This is a genomic window from Priestia sp. FSL H7-0729, from assembly GCF_038005685.1.
Classification (GTDB): domain Bacteria; phylum Bacillota; class Bacilli; order Paenibacillales; family Paenibacillaceae; genus Paenibacillus.
This window is the reverse complement of record NZ_JBBOTQ010000002.1, coordinates 423,017-443,077: the sequence shown is the minus strand read 5'-3', so window position 1 is coordinate 443,077 and position 20,061 is coordinate 423,017. Positions and strand designations below refer to the sequence as shown.

The window sequence follows — 20,061 nt, the reverse complement described above, 5'->3', positions numbered from 1 at the left end:
ACTAAAGATATTTACACTGACACTACGATGACAGAACAACCTTCCAATCGCTGTTATCCCCAGATTTTTTTGATTTCCCTTTTCTGAAGGAAAAAATCTGGGAATAAAGGCGAACGCTTCGCTTTTTCAGGTTTTTTCTGTCCTCTTCGTTATCATGTAATTCTAATCCAACTTACAAAAAACGCTCTCTTCCCCTATGGATGGTATTGTCCACCAAGGTAAGAGAGCGTTTTTTTTCTGTTATTATAATTAATTGTGATTATAGCTCAACGATGGCTTTGACTACATGTGAATCTGGCAATAGCCATTGGTCCATTGCAGAAGGTAACGCATCAAACTCCACTCGGTGTGTGATATAACCATCCATGCTTAATTTCTTTTGACGCAACGTTGATAAGACCTGTTCAAAATCTTCGCGGGTGGCGTTTCGACTGCCCAGCATGCTCATCTCCCGCTTGTGAAACTCAGGATCATGGAAGGTAATATCCGCTTTCACCAGTCCCACGAAAATGAGTTGACCACTATGCGCCACGTATCGAATGGCCTCATTCATGGAATTCACGTTACCTGTTGCATCAAAGACAGCCGTAGCATAGTCGCCTCCGGTGATCTCAGCCACTTGTTGCACCGTATGTTCATTAGCTTGCACCAGATCATCTGCCCCTGCCCAAGTCCGGCTAAGCTCCAGCCTGTCCAGATTACGATCAACGGCAATAACACGGGCTCCCGCCTGTTTGGCAAATGCCATCACGCCAAGTCCGATAGGGCCAGCTCCAATAACAATCACATGCTCACCAGGCTTGATTCCCGCTCTTCTGACGGCATGGGCTCCAATGCTTAATGGTTCTACCATTGCTGTCTCATCCAGTGTCAGACCTTCTGCTAAGAGCAGATGTGAGACAGGCACACTGATTCTTTCTCTCATACCTCCGTCTACGTGCACACCCATGACTTGCATGGACACACAACAATTGGTTTTTCCACTGCGACATGCAATACAATGACCACAATGCAGATATGGAATAATGCTTACCTGATCCCCTGGCTGTAACCCTGCATCGTTCGGACCGATCTCTTCAATCACACCTGCCAGTTCATGACCGAGTACGCGAGGATAGGTAAAGAATGGCTGATTGCCTTTGTACGCATGCAGATCCGTTCCACAGATCCCAATCCGCCGGATCGCAATCAATGCCTCCCCTTCTGCTCGTTCCGGTTGAGGCAGATCTTGCAGCTCCAAACGGTCTATTTCTTCACATACAATGGCTCTCATCGTTGTTCCCCCTTGGATGTTTCTGAAGTCGTATTGCTGCGCTTCGTATTATATTCAGGACGTCCGCTTGACCACGTCTCATTATGCAATGGTGCCAGAATGCGCAGCACTTCCTCCAGTAGACTCTGATCCAACGGTTCTTCGATCCATGCTGCATTGTTGACGATATTTTGCGGACTGGCACTGCTCACCAGTGTTGTAGGAATACGTTCATTCGCCGTAGAGAATTGCACGGCCAACTTGGCAATGTCACTGCCTTGTTCTGCACAGAAGCGGGCAGCTTTCAGGCAGAGCTCTTTCACCCGTTCATCTGCCGGATGCCAGGCAGGAGCACCTCGAGTACTTAACAAGCCCATAGAAAGAGGCGAAGCATTCACAAGGCCAATTTCTTTCTTTTCCAACAAAGGCAACAAAGATAACAATGAGGTATCGTTCAATGAATAATGACAATATGAGATGATCGCATCCGCATTGATCTGTGGCAGAACCTTCTCGAACAATGGCAAGGGCAAGCCGCAAATCCCAGCATGACGAATAACTCCTTGCTCTTTCAGACGCAACAATGTTGGAAAAGCTTCTTCGATAATAATCTCTGCTGGTACAAATTCAATATCATGCAGGAATAAGATATCTATATAGTCCGTATGCAGTCGATTCAGGCTCTCTTGCACACTATCCAGAATCCGCTGACGTGAAAAATCAAACTCATTTTCCCCATACCGTCCGGCTTTGGTTGATAACATATATGAACTGCGCGGCAAGCTGCGGATGGCTTCACCCAACACCGTCTCTGCCTTGGTCAACCCGTAGTAAGGCGAAACGTCTATGTAGTTCATCCCCGCATCTACAGCTGCATGTACAGTGCGAATCCCTTCATTCTTGTCAATGTCACGAAATACAGAACCGAGGGAGGATGCTCCAAAGCTTAATACAGGTACGTCCAGTTCTGTCTTTCCAAGTATTCTTCTCTTCATTGGTTTGCCCCTTCCAGCATGTCTGACTACACAAGTTCCCTTTCATTGTAACAGTTCAATTTCAATATAAAATATCGCCAATTGCGTAACATGTACTGTTTGATGACCTCGAACCGCAGAAAGATATCAAAAAGCCCGCCGTCTCTCCAAACGGAGTAGTCAGCGGGCTTGACTTCATAAATACTTATCTAACGATCAGCATTTATGGAAGCAGTATTAAATAATCAGAATTAGTTCTGCATTACGAAATCTTCATGCACGGCATTCTCTTCATCGAACATGCGCAAGATGTCATATCGGGTGTTACGTTGTGCCGGGATATAACCGGACTCCCGAATCAAACGGAGAATGGATTCAATGTTAACTTTATATGTTGCACCAGCAGCAGATACAACGTTCTCTTCAATCATCGTGCTACCGAAGTCATTACAGCCAAATTCAAGCGACTTCTTACCGATCTCAGGACCCATCGTTACCCAAGAGGATTGAATGTTCTTGATATTATCCAGCACCAGTCGGCTGATGGCTACAGTCTTCAAGTACTCTTCCGGAGTCTGACGCTCCAGCTTAAGGTTGGTATTGTCTGGTTGGAAAGTCCAAGGAATGAATGCCAGGAAACCTTCAGAATCATACTTGTTCGCAATACATTCGTCCTGAGCTTCACGTACACGGAGCAAGTGCAATGCACGCTCTTCCATCGATTCACCAAGGCCGATAACCATCGTTGCCGTGGTGTTCATGCCGATGCGATGTGCCGTTTGCATTACGTCCATCCAATCCCGCCATGAACCTTTCAAGCGGCTGATTTTCCGACGTGTGCGGTCATCCAGAATTTCAGCGCCGCCGCCAGGCAAGGAATCGAGTCCTGCTTCGTGAATGGAACGAACAACCTCTTCCAATGTAAGACCATCGGAAACTTCAACCATTTTCATAATCTCAGCAGGTGAGAAAGAATGCATAGTGATGTTCGGGAAACGCTCTTTGATGGCTTTCAACAGGTCTGTATAATAGCTGAAAGGCAAGTTTGGATTCGTTCCACCTTGCATCAAGATCTCAGTACCATTCACATCTTCCGTTTCCTGAATCTTTTGGAAAATCACTTCGTCCGGAAGCACATAACCTTCATCCGAACCAGGTCTGCGGTAGAAAGCACAAAAACGGCAGTACACATCACACACGTTCGTGTAGTTGACGTTACGCCCAATTACAAATGTTCTGTATGGTTCAGGGTGCATGCGTTTCATAATAACATTAGCAGCTGCCCCGATTTTGTCCACTTCATCGGATTCAAATAGCTGAATCGTGTCTTCCAAGTCCAAACGTTCGCCCCGAAGGGCTTTATCTAAGATACGGTCTACCGTACTCATCGTAAAAAAGCCTCCCTCATGAAGAGAAATTATATAACGATCCGTCCCAACTTGTTCAAGAGAAGCAAGTTCTGGTGGCAACATCGCATTTCTGTACTCCACATATCGTAACACAGGTTACATGTGAAAAAAAGCACCTTATGTACAGGTGCTTTAAAAATAAGTAAAAATTTTTACATATAGAATGGAATTGATTCGAACTTAAGTGATACGGATAGGCGTATTTGGTCACTCACTTTTGCTAGGATTCCTGAAGTGCTTGTTCCAAATCTACAATCAGATCTTCAATATCTTCCAGACCTACCGAGAAACGCAGCAACCCATCTGTAATGCCACGATCCCGGCGAACCTCAGCCGGCATTGCTGCATGAGACATCATCGCTGGGTAGGACAGAATGCTCTCCACAGCTCCCAGGCTTACAGCAACAATGGGTAGCTTCACCCGGTTAAGAACCGCTTTTGCACGATCTCCTGAACCGACATCAAATGAAACGACAGCTCCATATCCTGTTGACTGGCGCTCATGTGCCTCGCGGCCCGGATGATCCTCCAGTCCAGGGTAGAAGACAGCGGTGATATCACTGCGCTCATTAAGCCATGCCGCCAGTTTGGCTGTGCTCCGTTCACTATGAGCCATGCGAGCCCCCAAGGTTTTCATCCCGCGCATCAGAAGCCAGGATTCTTGTGCCCCGAGTACAGTTCCAAGTCCATTTTGCAACTGTTTCAGTTGTACACCAAGTGATTCCGTGCGAGCAACGGCAAGGCCCGCTAACACATCACTGTGACCCCCAAGAAACTTGGTAGCACTATGTACGACAATATCCACGCCAAGCTCAATTGGACGCTGATAGTAAGGTGTCATAAAAGTGTTATCCAGAATCGTGATCAGGTCATGTTCCTTCGACCAGTCAGTTACGGCCGCGATATCCGTAATACGCAGAGTTGGGTTGGACGGTGTTTCCATATAAACTGCCTTGGTGTTTGGCTTGAGCGCCGCTTTTACTTCATCTATATTGGTCATGTCCACAAAGGTCGTCTCAATCTGCATACGGCTTAATATGGAAGTAAGCAACCGATACGTGCCTCCATATACATCTTCCGTTACAATCATGTGATCCCCTGCGGAGAACATCATGAACACGCTGGAGATCGCAGCCATCCCCGATGAATAGGCGAATCCTCGTGCCCCGCCCTCCAGCAATGTAATGTAATCTTCCAGAGCCTGACGTGTCGGATTACCCGAACGACTGTAATCATGTTGAGGCGGATTGAAGATATCAAAATGATGGAATGTTGATGCTTGATAGATCGGTACACTGGAGGCTCCAGTTGTTTTGTCGATTTCATCACCGAAATGAAGCAATTTGGTATCAAATTTCAACTCGGAGTTGGGCTTATTGTTGGACTCACTCATGAGTGCACGCCTCCTTCAACTTCCTGCTGTGCAGCTGTCAGCGCATTGCCAAGATCCGCAATCAGATCATCCGCATGTTCAATGCCTACAGAGAACCGGAGCAGTCGATCATCCACACCTACAGCATCACGAATTTCAAGCGGAATATCCGCATGCGTTTGTACTGCCGGGTAGGTCATGAGTGATTCCACTCCACCGAGACTTTCGGCAAAAGCGATCAGTTTGATATGACGCAGCAATGGTTCAACATAACGTGCATCTTTCACTTTGAAAGAGAAGATACCTGTGTTTCCCGTGGATTGTTTATTCTGAACTTCATATCCCGGATGATCCGACAGACCTGGATGATAGACTTCACCCACCGCTGGATGCTCAAGCAAGTATTTGGCAATGGTAAGTGCATTGTACTCATGACGCTCCATGCGAAGAGCCAGCGTTTTCATGCCTTTCATCAACTGGTAGGAGTCACTCGGAGACAAAACCGCTCCAATGGAATTATGCAAGAACGCCATCTCTGCAGACAATGCCTCACCCTTGGTAATAATTAGTCCGGCCAGCACATCATTGTGTCCGCCCAGATATTTGGTAGCGCTATGAATGATGATATCGGCACCCAGTTCAATCGGACGTTGGAAGAATGGAGTCAACAACGTGTTGTCAACAATGGTCAACAGGTTGTAACTTTTCGCCCAGGAAGCAACGGCTTCCACATCAGTGATCATCATCAGTGGATTGGTTGGTGTCTCAATAAATACCGCTTTGGTATTCGGCTGACGAACATTTTCCAGTGCTGCGAGGTCATTCGTGTCCACATAACTGGCAGTTACGCCGAAACGAGACAGGATGCGTTCAAGCAGACGATAGGTTCCACCGTATAGATCCAACGATACAATCAGATGATCCCCTTGACCAAACATGGCAAAGATCGTTTGCAGTGCAGCCATACCCGAGCTACAGGCAAATCCTGCATCACCAGACTCCAGCGCTGCGGCTGCTTCTTCCAATACTTTACGGGTTGGATTCGTCGTACGAATATAATCAAACCCCGTGCTTTGTCCTAGCTTCGGGTGGCGAAACGCAGTGGATTGATAGATCGGAAAGTTAATGGCGCCTGTTACCGGTTCATTGATGGACCCAATTTGTGCTAAGCGGCTTTCGATTTTCAACTTGTTGTTGTCTTCCATTGCTGCATCCTCCTGTAATCTCGATTAGATTTGCGGGCCAATATCGTAAGGTGTTTCCTGATACACATAGTAATTAAGCCAATTAGAGAATAATAAGTTCGCATGAGCTCGCCAAGTAGCCGGTGGTATACGCGAAGGGTCGTCATTCGGATAATAATGTCTAGGTAGTGCGATATCCATCCCTTTCGCTGTATCTCGGTCATACTCCCACTTTAATGAGAAGGGATCATACTCGGCATGTCCTGTGGCAAAAATCTGTTTGCCGTCTTTGGTAGCAACCAGGAAAATACCCGCTTCCTCGGATTCAGCCAAAATCTCTAACTTCTCATTCTTTTCAATATCTTCACGTCGCACTTCCGTATGACGGGAGTGTGGGACGTTGAATACTTCATCGAATCCACGCAACAATGGAACATGTGGTTTATTAATGGTGTGCGGGAAAACGCCAAAACACTTCTCATCCAGTGCAACTTTAGGGACGTTAAAATGATGGTATAAACCTGCCTGGGAAGCCCAACATATGTGGAGGGTGGATGTCACATTGGTTTTGGTCCATTCGAAGATCTCCTGGATTTCATTCCAATAGTTCACGTCTTCGAAATCCATCTGTTCCACAGGGGCACCGGTAATAATCATGCCATCGAAACGGCGGTGTTCAATCTCATCGAAGGTTTTATAGAACAAATCCAGATATTCCTGAGATGTATTCTTCGATGTATGAGATTTGGGATGTACGAGAACAACATCCACTTGAATAGGCGTGTTTCCCACCAGACGAAGCAATTGTGTTTCGGTCGTTTCCTTTGTAGGCATCAGGTTTAATATAGCGATACGGAGTGGACGAATATCTTGCTGGTAGGCAGAAGTTTCATCCATGACGAAGATATTCTCTCCTTCAAGTACTTCTTTTGCGGGTAGCGTATCGGGTATTTTGATTGGCATGGTAAGTCTAACTCCTCCTTGTGCATAGATAGATGCAGCTAACGCTGGCTTGATGTCTTCACATCAATACAGTTATAGACTGCCTTGAGCTTGTAAAAACATTGAATTGCTCTTCATATCCAACGTTACATACAACCTCAAGTTCCTTAGCGAAAATCACTGCTGAGAAGTCGGGGCATATGACAAAGACCTTCCTCGGATTTCGAGAAAGGTCATATGTAAATAGATATGCGCCTCTCTCATCTCTCAGTTACAACAGTGCCACTTGACACTTGGTCGCTGCAAGAATTAGCACCGTGCGGTATACCGCCGGTTGCCGGGTTTCATCGGGCCAGTCCCTCCACCTACTCTTGATAAGATTTCGCTGTATTAGATTGTAATTTAATATGGTTCACCGTCTACTTTATTACATTAATGCCCTCACGTCAAGTTGCAGTTCTATGTCTGCTGTCCAGATCGGAACCGTTCATCATCCGTTGTCATACACTGCCTCAGGGCGCGAAATAGACACATTTTTGCGCTTGAAAGCACCTTGTACCAGCGGTATACTAAACAAGGTGTTATAAACCCTTATGTGAGAGGTGACATATTAAATGGATGGCGACCCGAGGCCTGACTGGCAGCCGAATTCCGACAAACTGCATAGAGAATTGACATCAGCATGCCGGCAGCGGGACGTGACTTCCGTTTGATCTTATAGTGAACGCAGCCCTGATCTCCAGGCTCCGCTGCCGACCGGCTGATTTGTTCTTTTTGCGCCCATAATGATAATATCCGCCAAGTTGGCGGGTGCAGAAGGAGTAGATTAACGATGAAAATCCGGTTGGTAAACAACGGTGTATTTATTCCGGTGGACGACATTCAGCAGGCGCTGACTCCACCAGCGGAAGGATTTTACTGGATTGATGCAGACGTAGACGATTTGGCGGTACTTCAGCCGCTGTTCTTGATGCATGATCTGGCTGTGGAAGACTGTCTTAGTGACGAAGAACAACGTCCGAAGATTGAAATTTATGAGAACCATTATTTTATTGTGATTAATAGCATTCGTTTCGATGATGAAGAGATATTTCTGCGTGCAGTCAACCTGTTCCTCGGCAGACATTTCATCATTAGTGTTACAAAGCAGAAGGTCAGCGAATTACGCACACTGAAACCAATCCTGTGGGAACAGGAAATCAGTACACCGGACCGTCTGCTGTATTTGCTGGTTGACTTGATCGTTGATAATTATTTCACCGTAGGTGACCGGATTGAAGCTCGGATCGAGAAGCTTGAGGAAGACATTCTGATGCATACCAAAAAGTCACATCTGAATGAAATCATCGGGCTGCGCAGTGAGATTCTATGGTTGAAAAAAGTGCTTGGACCTCAGAAAGAGGTCATTAATACACTGAACAAAAAAGATCTGCGTCTCATCGATGATCAACTGCAAAAGTATTTCAGTGACATCTATGAGAATGCTGTAAAAATATCGGAGACCTTTGAGACGTATCGGGACTTGATGGGCAACTTACGAGAAGCCTACCAGTCCAGTATTGCGAACCGGGCGAATGAGATCATGCGTGTGTTTACCGCCATTACAACGGTTTTCATGCCGCTTACGGTCATTACCGGTATATACGGCATGAACTTTACGAATATGCCCGAGCTTAACTGGAAATACAGCTATTTTGTTGTAATTGGCCTGATGGTTACACTGGGCCTGAGCATGTTCTTCATTTTCCGCAAAAAAGACTGGGTATGAACTCTTGTGAAATAACAAAGACGAAGCGCTCCACTTGGAGATCCGCCTCGTCTTTGTTAATATCCTAAAACTAACCTACGTTCCGCTCTGTCTCTGCATGCCGACGAAAGCGGATTCGAATCATGCGCAGTCTTTCATAGACCTGCTCCAGACTTCCTCCGTCGGGCTTATCTCCTCCATACACCTTATGTAATACTGGCTTCAGGAAGGTATCTCCCAGCTCCTCATACGCACTCCATACAGCCTCTTGTTCGTTCTCTGGCATCACCGCCAGCTCCACATCAAGAAGACAATCGGTGTCATAACCTTCGTGATCCAGTGCCTCTAACAGCTCAATTAACTCGCGTCGGGATAATCCGGATCGTTGAACAATCTCCTCTAACGTATACCCTTCCTTCATGCCTTCAAGCACCTGCTTGCGCGTGGTGAACTTATCAAGTTCCTGCTTGTACTTCTGCTCTCTCTGCTTATATAACCAGCTCTCAAACTCTTCTTCCTTCAGCGCCGTGTATACCCATTCCAGCGGGAATGTCGTTGAACGCTCCAAACCGTTCGTAATCTCCATCCATTCCGCACCATAGTCGGTTGCTTTGCTCTCCCCTACACCCGGCAGTTGCATCAGTTCATCCATCGATTGCGGAACAAAGGCACTGATCAAACGCAGCAGACGATTCGTTGCAATAAAATACGGTGCCTTCCGGTCAGATACGGCTCTCTTCCTGCGCCAGGTGCACAGATCCGTATATAACTGCTCATTACCGTATAACTCACTGTAACAATGGAGTCGCTGTCCACCATAACTGCGTGACTTCAAATCATCATTCTCATGAAATAGGCCCTGTAACTGCGGTCGGTACCCCTCACTCATCTGGGTGGCAAGCTGGTGACGGTAAATATGAAGCAGTTCCTCCCAAGAAGTCCCTTCATACCAGATGTTGTCCTCACGATCTCCTTCCTCGTAGCGACTCCATCCCAGCTGCCAACTATCTTCCTCTTCCCCAATCCATAGCTGTGCATACTCTGCATTCTGATCTGACATTCTGGACAATCTGTTCATGAAAATGACTTCCATTTTCCGTTCCCTCCCTATAACTTTTCAGCCTACACGATTTAATTATTCTACCTACAGGCAGCACAAAAAACACCTCTCCTGCAAAATCCATGCAAGAGAGGTGCTTCCTCATTAACCGTGCTATGCTGTTGCCCATATCATACCACAATGGTAAAATTCGTCAATCCCTTAATAATTTACTTATTCAATGCCAATTTAGCAAGCGCGAGCGAACCACACAGCCCTGCATTGTCACCAAGTCCTGGTGAAACAACATACTGGTCAATCTTGGATTGAAGTGCAGGATGCTGAACGTATCCAGCCAGCAACTCCTGCAGTTTGCTACGAACCATCGGGAAGAGGTGCTCCTGCTTCATCACACCGCCACCCATGACGATTTTCTGTGGAGAGAGAATGAGAACATAATTCATCAGTGCATGTGCCAGATAATGCGCTTCAATCTCCCATGCTTTATGATCTGCAGGCAGTTCATAAGCAGGTTGCTCCCAACGTTTGTTAATGGCCGGTCCTGCTGCAAGGCCTTCGAGGCAGTCGCCATGATACGGACAGAAACCTTCGTATGTATCCTCCGGATGTCTGCGTACAATGATATGTCCCATCTCTGGATGTGACAATCCATGGACCATTTTACCGCCAACTACAGCACCTGCACCAATACCTGTACCCACAGTGATATACAGACAGCTCTCAAGACCTTGTGCAGCGCCCCAGGTTGCTTCTCCAAGTGCCGCACCATTCACATCCGTATCGAATGTCATCGGTACATCAAAATGCTCCTTGAGCTTGCCAATCAAGTTATACTGTCCCCAATGTGGTTTTGGCGTTGTAGTGATATAGCCATACGTCGGGCTTCCTTCAATCGGATCAATTGGACCAAATGAACCTACGCCCAGAGCTTCAATGCCTTTGCCTTCAAAAAACGAAATCACTTGCGCCATGGTTTCTTCCGGTGTCGTCGTGGGAAAACTCACGCGTTCCAGAACCTCTCCATTTTCTGTGCCAATGCCACATACAAATTTGGTTCCGCCTGCTTCAATTGCGCCTAAGATCGTCATGTTAGTCACACTCCCAAGTTAGTTTAAAAAAGAAATAATCATTCGTGCGTAACTGGATGGTACTATAATTACCCTGCTACTTGTTCTCCAGCTTGGACAATCGTTTCATTAACGTTTGCCTCCAGCTATCTGAAAGCGAAGGAATGGCCAGCAACGCCTGGATACCATAGATATTTTCTTTCCCCTGATGCATAATCCGATTGGCTTCAAGAATTGTCATTGATGTTGGGTCGGTGCTGATCCGTCGCAATATGGATGAAGGCTTAACCTCACCTTCTTGCAGTACACGAAAGTAAAAGCCGGTATGTCCACTCTCCTGAAAATAAGCAGGCAGCTCCTTATAATCATACCGCGCGCCCAGCTTGAAGCAAGGTTGTCTAGGCTGACTGACCTGCACTGTGGCTTCGCCCAACTCGTAGACATCACCAATCCGAACGACTTCTTCGGCACAGCCTTCAACCGTCAGATTTTCTCCACAAGCTCCCCAGTCCAGCTTGCGATCCATCAACTGTTCCAGCTCCGGATAACGACTGTAATCGTATACACAAACGGCCTTGTCAGGGCCCCCATGATGCACCAGATCCGCCTGCGCATCCCCTGTCATTCCAGTGAATGACAGGAAAACCGCGTCGGTTACAGGGTGTTTCACAATGCCGCTCAGCACTTCACGCTTCTGCCCAGGGAGCGGTTGTGGCAGTCCTACATTGATGGCTAGAACAGCTGTACTGCCCTCCTCCGGCTTTCGATCAGATGTGAGTGTCATTTGCGTCATCCCTCCCATTATCACTTACTTTTAACGAACAGAGCCACCAAATACGAGTGTATTACTCAAAAGTCGACCTGGTGAGGTCAGCATTTTACCCCCGGCATACATGCCTGAGGATGCGCCACCATCCAGATTCATGGCCTGCTTCGCACCAAGCTTTTGCATCACCGCTGCCCACTCCTTGATTGTTGCTCCGGAAACGGTAGCCAGCATAACAGAACCATCCGCCATGATCGCGATACCACTTCTGGCTCCGGAAGCATTAAGAATCTTGGCATCCTTGAAACCTTCACTCGTCGGATTTACAGCTACCTTGCCGTCTTTCACCAGACGCGGACCTGCTCCCACAGCGGTCACCACATCTTGCCAAGGAATCTCTTTACCTGCTGCGTTCGTATATTTGTAATTCATTTCTACGGTTGAACCAACGGTGAAACGATCTGAAGAAGACTTTTGGTTGCCTGTGAAGACCAATACGGAGCCATTCTTAGGAATGGCTACATTGGTGTTAGGCACTTTTTTGGTCACGATGCCTTTCTCCATGACTACTGCAGTGCCACCTTTGAACCCAACTGTGGCACCTCGTTCAGGGGTATACAGCATCGTAATGCTGGCATTCGCAGAGGGTGTTCGATTAATAAATGTCGCATACCAACTGCGTGATTTGCCTTTTGTATCCGTTACTTTACCTGTCAAACTCACCTGAAGTGAATCCATAATTGCCGAGCCATCTTCCTTAAATCCGATGGATGTTCCATATCTTCCAATATGTATGACCTTACCATTTGCTATTAACATACCGTATGGATCTGGTGCTCCGTTATATGCTTCGAAAAATGCTCCGTTAATGGCTGCTTGTGCACCATAGGCCTTCACAATCGATGGCAATGTTGCCGTCTGGCCCACTTGCTTCTTCGCGATTCCCACGGTAACCGGTGTTCCCTTCGGAATCGAAACGGTCTGTACGGTAAAATTACGTCCTGCTGCTTTTACTTTCTGTACTTTGGTGCTAATTGCTGCTTTGGCATCCACTGTCTGTGGCGCACTTACTGCTCCCGAAAGAATTACGGGCAAGGCCAGGACGAGGGCCATAGCCCCTGTCCACCACTTTTTGCCTGTTCGTACGTTCTGCTTGTTGCTCACCCTATTGCCACTCCCATCCAAGAGCCTAGGCTCTTCATCTCAAGTTGTTCAAACTTGTCCATCACCATATCTGGATCAAGACGCAATTCACAGACATCCAGCGCACAGGCAACCGGAACAGCACAATGAATCTCTGCCAGTTTGCGGGACAGATGAAGCATGTCCAGATCATTCTCAATCTTGTTACGCACCGAAGGGGTCAGTTTATCCATGTTGCTCAAAATTCCTTCAATGGAGCCGTACTCCTGTACAAGCTTCAACGCTGTTTTCTCACCAATTCCCCGTACTCCGGGATAATTGTCACTGGCATCTCCCATCAGACCCTTCATGTCAATCACTTGACGAGGTGTCAGTTGTTTCTCGGCCATGAGCGTTTCAGTGTTATACACCATGTAGTTGCCATGGCCTTTTTTCATAATAATGATACTCGTGCGGTCATTGATCAGTTGCAACATGTCGTGGTCACCCGTCAGTACCATAACATTCATATCGGTCTCTTCGGTATAATACTTAGCAAGCGTCCCGATGCAATCGTCGGCTTCGAATCCTTGTGCACCTATATTCGGAATACCCAGGCTATCCATGACTTCACGAATCAGAGCAAACTGGGGAATCAGGTCATCCGGAGCTTCGGCCCGGTTGCCTTTATAAGCTGCATATTCTTCACCGCGGAACGTCTTACCGCCCATATCCCAACAACATACGACATGACTTGGCCCAAAAGTCTGAACCGCATCCCAGAAATAACGGATAAATCCGTAGACTGCGTTGGTAGGCAATCCTGCCTTTGTACGTCTGATATATCCGCTTGCAGATGTCGCATAAAAAGCACGGAACAACACCGCCATACCGTCTACCAGCAACAAAGTAGGTTCATTACGTTGATTCACTTGAATTTGTTCTCTCCTATCTAAATCTATCATATAAAATATCGAAACTAATTTTATCATTATAGCATAGTTCCGCCAACCATCGTTCAGGCAAAAAAGCCCTGAATTTTGAACAATTCAAGGCTGATATTCAGCACGTTTACGCGTTATTCCATTCCTGCTCGTACGTTTCTTCCTTGAATCCAACCGTCACCTTTTCTCCATCCGTAACAATCGGACGTTTGATCAGACGACCATTGGAAGCCAGCAAACGAATCTGTTCATCAGCGGACATGCCTGGCAGCTTGTCCTTCAGTTGTTGTTCTTTGTATACTTCCCCGCTCGTATTAAAGAACTTCTTCACCTCTAGCCCACTCTTTTGGATCAGTTCTGTTAGTTCAGATTCTGATGGCGGTGTGTCGAAAATGGGGATTAGCTCCAGCTCATGTCCTTGCGCTTCAAGCCATTTTACAGCCTTGCGGCATGTGCCGCATTTGGCATATTGATATACTTTTAAGTTGCTCATTGATTTACCTCCTGTGGCTCCGGTGTGGCTCCGGTTTCGACTTCTCGCTTCCCTTGGTTTGCTTCGCAAATCCAAAAGTCGCTCCAAATCGATACCATCGCCATGCAATTTTACTGACTTTTACGAATGAGTTCAAAAACACACATTCGCTATATTTTCGGGTCAAAATCTTAAAGCTTTTATATTCTAAAAAGCTTTCGAGATTTTAATTTTTGAAATATTTAACATGAGATTGGTAAACATCAATACATTAGACCATGAAACCATAAAGATTAGCCAACGGCATGTTGTTCGGGTGCATTAAGTCCCCTCACATGGAATAGCCAATCATTGTTGCTCCCAAGCAGGACGGGCCGTGCAAGAGACTGCGACACAGGATGCAGAACTAAGAGCCCCATCACAGCTTCCTACAGCTCTTCCCTGGGAGCTGCCTCATCATTCAAACGATTCTCCAGTGTGGCCATATCTGCTGGAAAAGGAGCCTGGAACGTCATGCGTTCTCGTAGAATTGGATGCTCAAACGTCAGCTCGCAGGCATGTAATGCCTGACGTTCAATCCAGCTATCCCGTTCTTCCCGAACAGCCCTGGTCTGCTCATCAATCTCATGCACAGGTAGTGTCTTGTACATCCGATCACCAATTAATGGACAGCCGATGGACGTCATATGTACCCGGATCTGGTGGGTTCTTCCACTTTCCAGCTTGAGACTTATCGCACTGGCACTGCCCCCTGACCAACGTGTTAAGGTCGTGTACAACGTTCTTGCAGCGTAACCATCAGGTGTTACAATTCGGCGGTGTGGCTCTTCAGGATCGCGGTCAATCGGTCCATCCACCGATCCTTGTTCCGGGACAGGGCTACCGTGTACAAGCGCGATATATTTCTTATCTACCGTCCCTGCAATCATCTGTTCAGATACGTGCTGGTGCACATAGGGATTCTTGGCTATCGCGAGCACACCTGACGTTTCCTGATCAAGCCGATGAATCGGTCTGAACCGGAAGCGCTCACCCTTGGATTTCCAGTAATGCACAACCCCATTCGCCAAAGTACCTGTGTAATGACCATGTGTTGGATGAACGATGATGCCCGCATCCTTGTTAACTATAAGCAAATGCTCGTCTTCATACAGAACGGTAAAGGGAATAGGTTCAGGCAAAATATCATCCGATTCCTCTTGCTCCATCCGAACTTCAACAACATCTCCCGCAGCTACCTTGACGCTAATGTATACTCGCTCTCCATTTAGCATGACACCTTGCTCCGTCAGCTTGATTTTGGACAAAAGCTTACGCGACACCAGCAGCCGGCGCTGAAGCACGGTCTTCAGCAGCCAGCCATCTTCTTGTTCGGTCACCGTGTAGACAAGCGGCGAATAATATTGGCTCATTCTTTGCGGCGGAAGACTTTTTTGCTCCGCACATATTCAATATCCGCCACCTGTTGTCTTGCATTGGCCGTCCGTGCAACCACGAAGAAGTAATCAGACAGTCGGTTTAGATACCGTCGCACAGACGGATTAATATCCGTATGTTGTCCCAGTGTTACCGTGCGACGCTCTGCGCGACGACACACCGTACGGCAGACATGAAGAGCAGAAGACAGCTGACTGCCCCCTGGAATAATGAATCGTTCCACTTTTGGATTCTCTGCATCATACTGGTCGATCCATTGTTCCAGACGTGTGACCATTTCATCTCTCACCTTATATTTGGTCTCACTAATCTTCACAAAGGCCAGATCCGACCCGCAATCAAACAGTTCCTGCTGCACTTCCAGCAGATGTTCACGCAGATCCTCGAACTCGCCCTGAGCCGAGTCAATAAGACTGATCGCCTGGCCAACAAAACAGTTCAATTCATCAATCGTGCCATAGGCCTCTACTCGGTCATCATCCTTGATGACACGTCCACCAATAACCGAAGTCTGACCTTCGTCACCTGTTCGTGTATATATGCCCATCGTTATCCCTCCAATTGTTAATATCATTAATGAATACGGGAATGCTATTTTTTCAGAAACCCGCCTATCGCTTTACACGTATATAAGAATTGGTGTGCTCTGCCGAGTATACGACAAATCGAAGGAAACCAAAAGTAAAGGAGACGATTATGCAAAACTGGATAACCGATTTCATGGAACAATACGGCTACATAGGCATTGCACTCATTATTGCTCTTGAGAACGTATTTCCCCCGATTCCATCCGAAATCATCTTGCCATTTGGCGGATTCATGACCACCTATACCAGTCTCACTCTTCCAGGAGTTATTATCGCTGCAACTATTGGTTCTGTCCTTGGTGCTGTTCTCCTGTATGGTATTGGGCTACTCATTGACGTCGAACGCCTTGAGAAAATTGTGGAACGCTGGGGCCATGTTCTGCGCATCAAAAAAGAGGATATTCACCGTGTCGATGCATGGTTTGACAAATATGGCATGTGGACCGTATTATTCTGCCGAATGGTTCCCCTCGTCCGTAGTCTGATCTCCATTCCCGCAGGCATGTCCAATATGAAATTTGGTTTATTCCTTCTCTTTACAACCATTGGTACATTGATCTGGAATGTCATTCTTGTCTGCGTTGGTGCTGCGCTTGGCGCATCGTGGGAGAGCATATTGCACTTTATGGACGTCTATTCCATCGTAGTGTATGTCATGCTGGCCATTATTGTCGTCGGATGTATCATCTGGTGGATCAGACGTAGCAAAAAGCAAAAATAAAAAAAGATTAATAAATAAAGCCTCCTCGCCACCAATTCGTGGTTAAGGAGGCTTCTTTATGTCACCCGTTTATCTCATCTCACTATCGTTCATCTTCATCTCGCATGCCCTGACTCTTAAGATCGATAGCCAATCCGGATACCAGCATGTACATCTTTTCAGCATGTACCTGCAGCATCCGGTTAACCGAAGCCATTCTCGCTGTAAATATTCGTTCTTCCTCTGTAGGATGCAACGTGCCATGCATTTCATTGGTAATCACAAGCAATTTTCCCTGATAAGACAATAACGCATCAAGCAAAAGCTGTGTCTCTGAACGCTGATGATTCAGATCCTCTGTTGCCCTGAAGCCGGCAGCCATCCAGGAGGTCAAACTGTCTACAATTAAAATTCGCTGATCCGCCAAAAACAGATTGGATTCCCGATTAATCTGGGTGATCACCTCTGTCAGATGCTGACCGTTCCCGGCATGAATGGCACGATAATGAGCGGATGGCAATTCGGGAATAACGGGATCATGATCACCAGTGGATAAATATACACCCTCCCGGCTAATCCCCGCTGCGTACTTCAGGGCAAACCGGGTTTTACCACTACCTATTCCGCCTGTGACCGTAATCAGCAATCCGCTTCCCTCCTTCCATAGCCATTCTGAATTTTCTTTACTCTGTCAGTGCCTTCAGTACTTTCTTAGATTCTTCGACATTGGAAGATGACACTGGAATGGTGGCGAACAGATTGCTCGCAGCATATTCTACATCTTTAAACATTTTCATATCTTCGAGCGGAATGCCGTAAAGATGTGATTCTTGCTTGATATCTGAACCCCCATCTCCTTCACCCGTCTCTACCAATACTCCACCCTCAAATACACCCCGTTCAAATTTCTTGGGATCAAACGTATCATCCAGCGGAATATTGGAGCCATTACTTCCGTATTGTTTCATGTCAGATTCAGGCAAAATGAAGATATCATGTCCTCCAGCCGCATACTCTACCATAATTTTCTGAACATCATACATCGCACTGGTGATCACTTCCACCTTGGGTTCCTCGCCCAGTTTCTGTTGCAGATTGGCCTGTAACTGTTCTGAGATTACAGATGGATTTCCTTGGTTATCAATGATAAAAATGGAAAAACCATCTTTACCTCCACAACCAGCAAGCAGAAAAACGATAGAAATGATCGCAGTAAGCCCCCAAAATCTCTTCATTCCAGTTCCCCCTTTAGTCTCCTATGTCCAATATATCACAATTGTTCCACGCAAAAAAATAACCTGTTTTATTGGGCGATCATCCTGCCTTTACACACAAAAAAAGAAGACCCTCTCAGGTCTCCCTTTCTAATTCGATTAATGAAACGTTTCAATCCAACATAAACGTTATTTTCCTTTAATCGGGTTAGCCTTCATATACTCATTAATCTTTAAATCCAGCAAACTGCTGATTTCAATTACAATATCGGATGTGAATGATTTCTCTTCGAGGAAGATCTGTTCCATCTTGAGACGAAGCATATGAATTTCATCTTCCAAGGAAATGTCATGCAAAGATGCGTTATCGGGTTTCACCGACCATCGGTCGCCATGATCGCCTTCTGCCAGAACGTGCCCACGATTCGTCGGTAAATCATATTCAACACAAAACAAAGCTAACCCCTCCTTGGAAAAATGTTTTCCAAATATATGAAAACTTATTTCAAATTGAAATTATATCACATTATTTTGTAAAAGAAAGTTATTTTTTTCCAACGGTAACAATGTCACATTTGTAAAAAGATTCTACTTTAGTATTAACCCTCTTTTTGCAATTTGTAAACAAAGTTTCCGATACGTTCCAAAGCTTCATTCAATTGGGTTACAGAAGTAGCATAAGAACAACGCAAGAAGCCTTCACCCTGAGGGCCAAAAACATTGCCGGGAACAGCAGCAACTTTATTCTCCGTTAACAATCGCTCGGCAAACAGGTCAGAACTCATACCTGTCTTTTGAATGCTCGGGAATGCATAGAATGCTCCCTGAGGTTCATGACAATCGAGTCCAATATCCCTGAATCCCTGTACAATCAAACGTCTACGCTGATTATACGATTCTACCATGCGGTCTTTCTCACCCAAACCGTTCGTTAATGCCTCAAGTGCAGCAACCTGGCCCATGGCCGGTGCACACATTACTGTATACTGATGAATTTTGAGCATGGCCGCAATAAGCTCAGGATGACCACACATGTAACCAATCCGCCAACCTGTCATTGCAAAAGCCTTCGAAAATCCGCTTACGAGAATGGTCCGCTCCTTCATGTCAGGAATAGCTGCAAAGCTAACATGTTTTTGCATATACGTCAATTCAGCATAAATTTCATCAGCGATCACAATCAGATCATGCTTTTTAATCACTTCAGCAATAGGCAGCCACTCTTCATACGTCATGATGGCCCCGGTAGGATTACTCGGATAACACAGAATAACCACTTTCGACTTCGGTGTGATACCAGCTTCAAGTGCTTCGGCCGTTAACTTGAACTGATCTTTCGCGTAGGTTTCAACACCAACCGGTATACCGCCACCGATTGAAGCGATTGGTGAATAAGCTACGTACGAAGGTTCAGGAATAAGAATCTCGTCGCCAGGTACGATTAATGCGCGCAAAGCCAGATCAATCGCTTCACTGCCACCCACGGTAACAATAATCTCATCCTTTGGATCATATTTGGTATCAAACTGAGTATCCAGATATTCACTAATGGCTTCTCTCAACTTCGGCATACCTGCGTTGGATGTGTAGCTCGTCATACCTCTTTCCAGCGAGTATACACAGGCTTCACGCATATGCCAAGGTGTAACAAAGTCAGGTTCACCCACACCCAATGTAATAATATCCTTGTTGTCTCCAACCAGATCAAAAAATTTACGAATTCCGGATGGAGGTATCTGCTGCACGAGGGGTGCCAGATAAGATGTCATTTTCTTGTTGTTCCCGGTTGTCTGTTCATTCACTATCATGACA

At 46.3% G+C, this 20,061-nt stretch carries 20 protein-coding genes and 1 riboswitch; of the genes, 2 read left to right on the top strand and 18 right to left on the bottom strand.

The genetic code is table 11. From position 1 onward, the window contains the following. Window positions 1-259 precede the first annotated feature (259 nt). The 6 genes from MHH93_RS08510 to metA all read right to left on the bottom strand — a co-directional run bounded on the left by MHH93_RS08510 (window position 260) and on the right by metA (window position 7,154). Window positions 260-1,273: a zinc-binding alcohol dehydrogenase family protein gene (locus tag MHH93_RS08510; protein ID WP_500053671.1), complete on the bottom strand. Its 1,014-nt coding sequence runs from the start codon at window positions 1,271-1,273 to the stop codon at window positions 260-262. Next, window positions 1,270-2,247 (bottom strand): aldo/keto reductase, encoded by a 978-nt coding sequence (locus tag MHH93_RS08505; RefSeq protein WP_500053670.1) that lies wholly within the window; start codon window positions 2,245-2,247, stop codon window positions 1,270-1,272. The genes MHH93_RS08510 and MHH93_RS08505 overlap by 4 nt, the downstream gene beginning before the upstream one ends. Before the next feature lie 230 nt (window positions 2,248-2,477). Continuing rightward, window positions 2,478-3,614, bottom strand: a complete 1,137-nt coding sequence (gene mqnC, locus MHH93_RS08500; RefSeq protein WP_500053669.1) for a cyclic dehypoxanthinyl futalosine synthase — start codon at window positions 3,612-3,614, stop codon at window positions 2,478-2,480. A 241-nt stretch (window positions 3,615-3,855) separates the two neighbouring features. After that, on the bottom strand, window positions 3,856-5,028 hold the full coding sequence (locus MHH93_RS08495; RefSeq protein ID WP_036669808.1) for a trans-sulfuration enzyme family protein: 1,173 nt from the start codon (window positions 5,026-5,028) through the stop codon (window positions 3,856-3,858). After that, entirely contained in the window at window positions 5,025-6,212 is a 1,188-nt protein-coding gene (locus tag MHH93_RS08490) for a PLP-dependent transferase (RefSeq protein ID WP_076330270.1), read from the bottom strand. Before MHH93_RS08490 ends, MHH93_RS08495 begins: the two co-directional genes overlap by 4 nt. A gap of 24 nt (window positions 6,213-6,236) precedes the next feature. Then, the gene (gene metA, locus MHH93_RS08485) at window positions 6,237-7,154 is read right to left on the bottom strand and encodes a homoserine O-acetyltransferase MetA (RefSeq protein ID WP_500053668.1); all 918 of its coding nucleotides are present in this window, start codon (window positions 7,152-7,154) and stop codon (window positions 6,237-6,239) included. 236 nt (window positions 7,155-7,390) lie between these two features. Beyond that, window positions 7,391-7,514: riboswitch (SAM riboswitch) on the bottom strand. Window positions 7,515-7,965: 451 nt separating this feature from the next. Between metA and corA the strand changes: the two genes are divergently transcribed. Further along, on the top strand, window positions 7,966-8,901 hold the full coding sequence (gene corA / locus MHH93_RS08480; RefSeq protein WP_062833460.1) for a magnesium/cobalt transporter CorA: 936 nt from the start codon (window positions 7,966-7,968) through the stop codon (window positions 8,899-8,901). Between the two features lie 70 nt (window positions 8,902-8,971). Here the strand turns inward: corA and MHH93_RS08475 are convergent, their stop codons facing one another. The 8 genes from MHH93_RS08475 to MHH93_RS08440 all read right to left on the bottom strand — a co-directional run bounded on the left by MHH93_RS08475 (window position 8,972) and on the right by MHH93_RS08440 (window position 16,295). Beyond that, window positions 8,972-9,973 (bottom strand): HRDC domain-containing protein, encoded by a 1,002-nt coding sequence (locus tag MHH93_RS08475; protein ID WP_500053667.1) that lies wholly within the window; start codon window positions 9,971-9,973, stop codon window positions 8,972-8,974. A gap of 176 nt (window positions 9,974-10,149) precedes the next feature. Continuing rightward, on the bottom strand, window positions 10,150-11,028 hold the full coding sequence (locus MHH93_RS08470) for an ROK family protein (protein ID WP_500053666.1): 879 nt from the start codon (window positions 11,026-11,028) through the stop codon (window positions 10,150-10,152). Window positions 11,029-11,104: 76 nt separating this feature from the next. Then, window positions 11,105-11,791, bottom strand: a complete 687-nt coding sequence (locus MHH93_RS08465) for an MOSC domain-containing protein (RefSeq protein WP_500053665.1) — start codon at window positions 11,789-11,791, stop codon at window positions 11,105-11,107. Window positions 11,792-11,821: 30 nt separating this feature from the next. Then, complete coding sequence (locus MHH93_RS08460) at window positions 11,822-12,937, bottom strand: phosphodiester glycosidase family protein (RefSeq protein ID WP_500053664.1); 1,116 nt, start codon at window positions 12,935-12,937, stop codon at window positions 11,822-11,824. After that, window positions 12,934-13,827, bottom strand: coding sequence for a 5'-3' exonuclease (locus MHH93_RS08455; protein ID WP_500053663.1), 894 nt, complete (start codon window positions 13,825-13,827; stop codon window positions 12,934-12,936). Before MHH93_RS08455 ends, MHH93_RS08460 begins: the two co-directional genes overlap by 4 nt. 139 nt (window positions 13,828-13,966) lie before the next feature. Continuing rightward, window positions 13,967-14,332 (bottom strand): arsenate reductase family protein, encoded by a 366-nt coding sequence (locus MHH93_RS08450; protein ID WP_338592954.1) that lies wholly within the window; start codon window positions 14,330-14,332, stop codon window positions 13,967-13,969. Window positions 14,333-14,739: 407 nt separating this feature from the next. Further along, the gene (locus tag MHH93_RS08445; protein WP_500053662.1) at window positions 14,740-15,723 is read right to left on the bottom strand and encodes an RluA family pseudouridine synthase; all 984 of its coding nucleotides are present in this window, start codon (window positions 15,721-15,723) and stop codon (window positions 14,740-14,742) included. Next, window positions 15,720-16,295 carry a cob(I)yrinic acid a,c-diamide adenosyltransferase gene (locus MHH93_RS08440; protein WP_036610088.1) on the bottom strand — a complete coding sequence of 192 codons (576 nt, stop codon included), beginning with the start codon at window positions 16,293-16,295 and terminating at the stop codon, window positions 15,720-15,722. Before MHH93_RS08440 ends, MHH93_RS08445 begins: the two co-directional genes overlap by 4 nt. Before the next feature lie 149 nt (window positions 16,296-16,444). Between MHH93_RS08440 and MHH93_RS08435 the strand changes: the two genes are divergently transcribed. Then, window positions 16,445-17,056 (top strand): DedA family protein, encoded by a 612-nt coding sequence (locus tag MHH93_RS08435; protein ID WP_500053661.1) that lies wholly within the window; start codon window positions 16,445-16,447, stop codon window positions 17,054-17,056. A gap of 82 nt (window positions 17,057-17,138) precedes the next feature. On the opposite strand, the gene MHH93_RS08430 is transcribed toward MHH93_RS08435, so the two are convergent. From MHH93_RS08430 to MHH93_RS08415, 4 genes are all read right to left on the bottom strand, one after another. Beyond that, window positions 17,139-17,681 (bottom strand): bifunctional adenosylcobinamide kinase/adenosylcobinamide-phosphate guanylyltransferase, encoded by a 543-nt coding sequence (locus MHH93_RS08430; protein ID WP_500053660.1) that lies wholly within the window; start codon window positions 17,679-17,681, stop codon window positions 17,139-17,141. A gap of 37 nt (window positions 17,682-17,718) precedes the next feature. Then, window positions 17,719-18,270: a hypothetical protein gene (locus tag MHH93_RS08425; RefSeq protein WP_500053659.1), complete on the bottom strand. Its 552-nt coding sequence runs from the start codon at window positions 18,268-18,270 to the stop codon at window positions 17,719-17,721. Between the two features lie 168 nt (window positions 18,271-18,438). Continuing rightward, window positions 18,439-18,660: an aspartyl-phosphate phosphatase Spo0E family protein gene (locus MHH93_RS08420; protein WP_190945119.1), complete on the bottom strand. Its 222-nt coding sequence runs from the start codon at window positions 18,658-18,660 to the stop codon at window positions 18,439-18,441. A 188-nt stretch (window positions 18,661-18,848) separates the two neighbouring features. Further along, entirely contained in the window at window positions 18,849-20,057 is a 1,209-nt protein-coding gene (locus MHH93_RS08415) for an aminotransferase class I/II-fold pyridoxal phosphate-dependent enzyme (protein ID WP_500053658.1), read from the bottom strand. Window positions 20,058-20,061 lie beyond the last annotated feature (4 nt).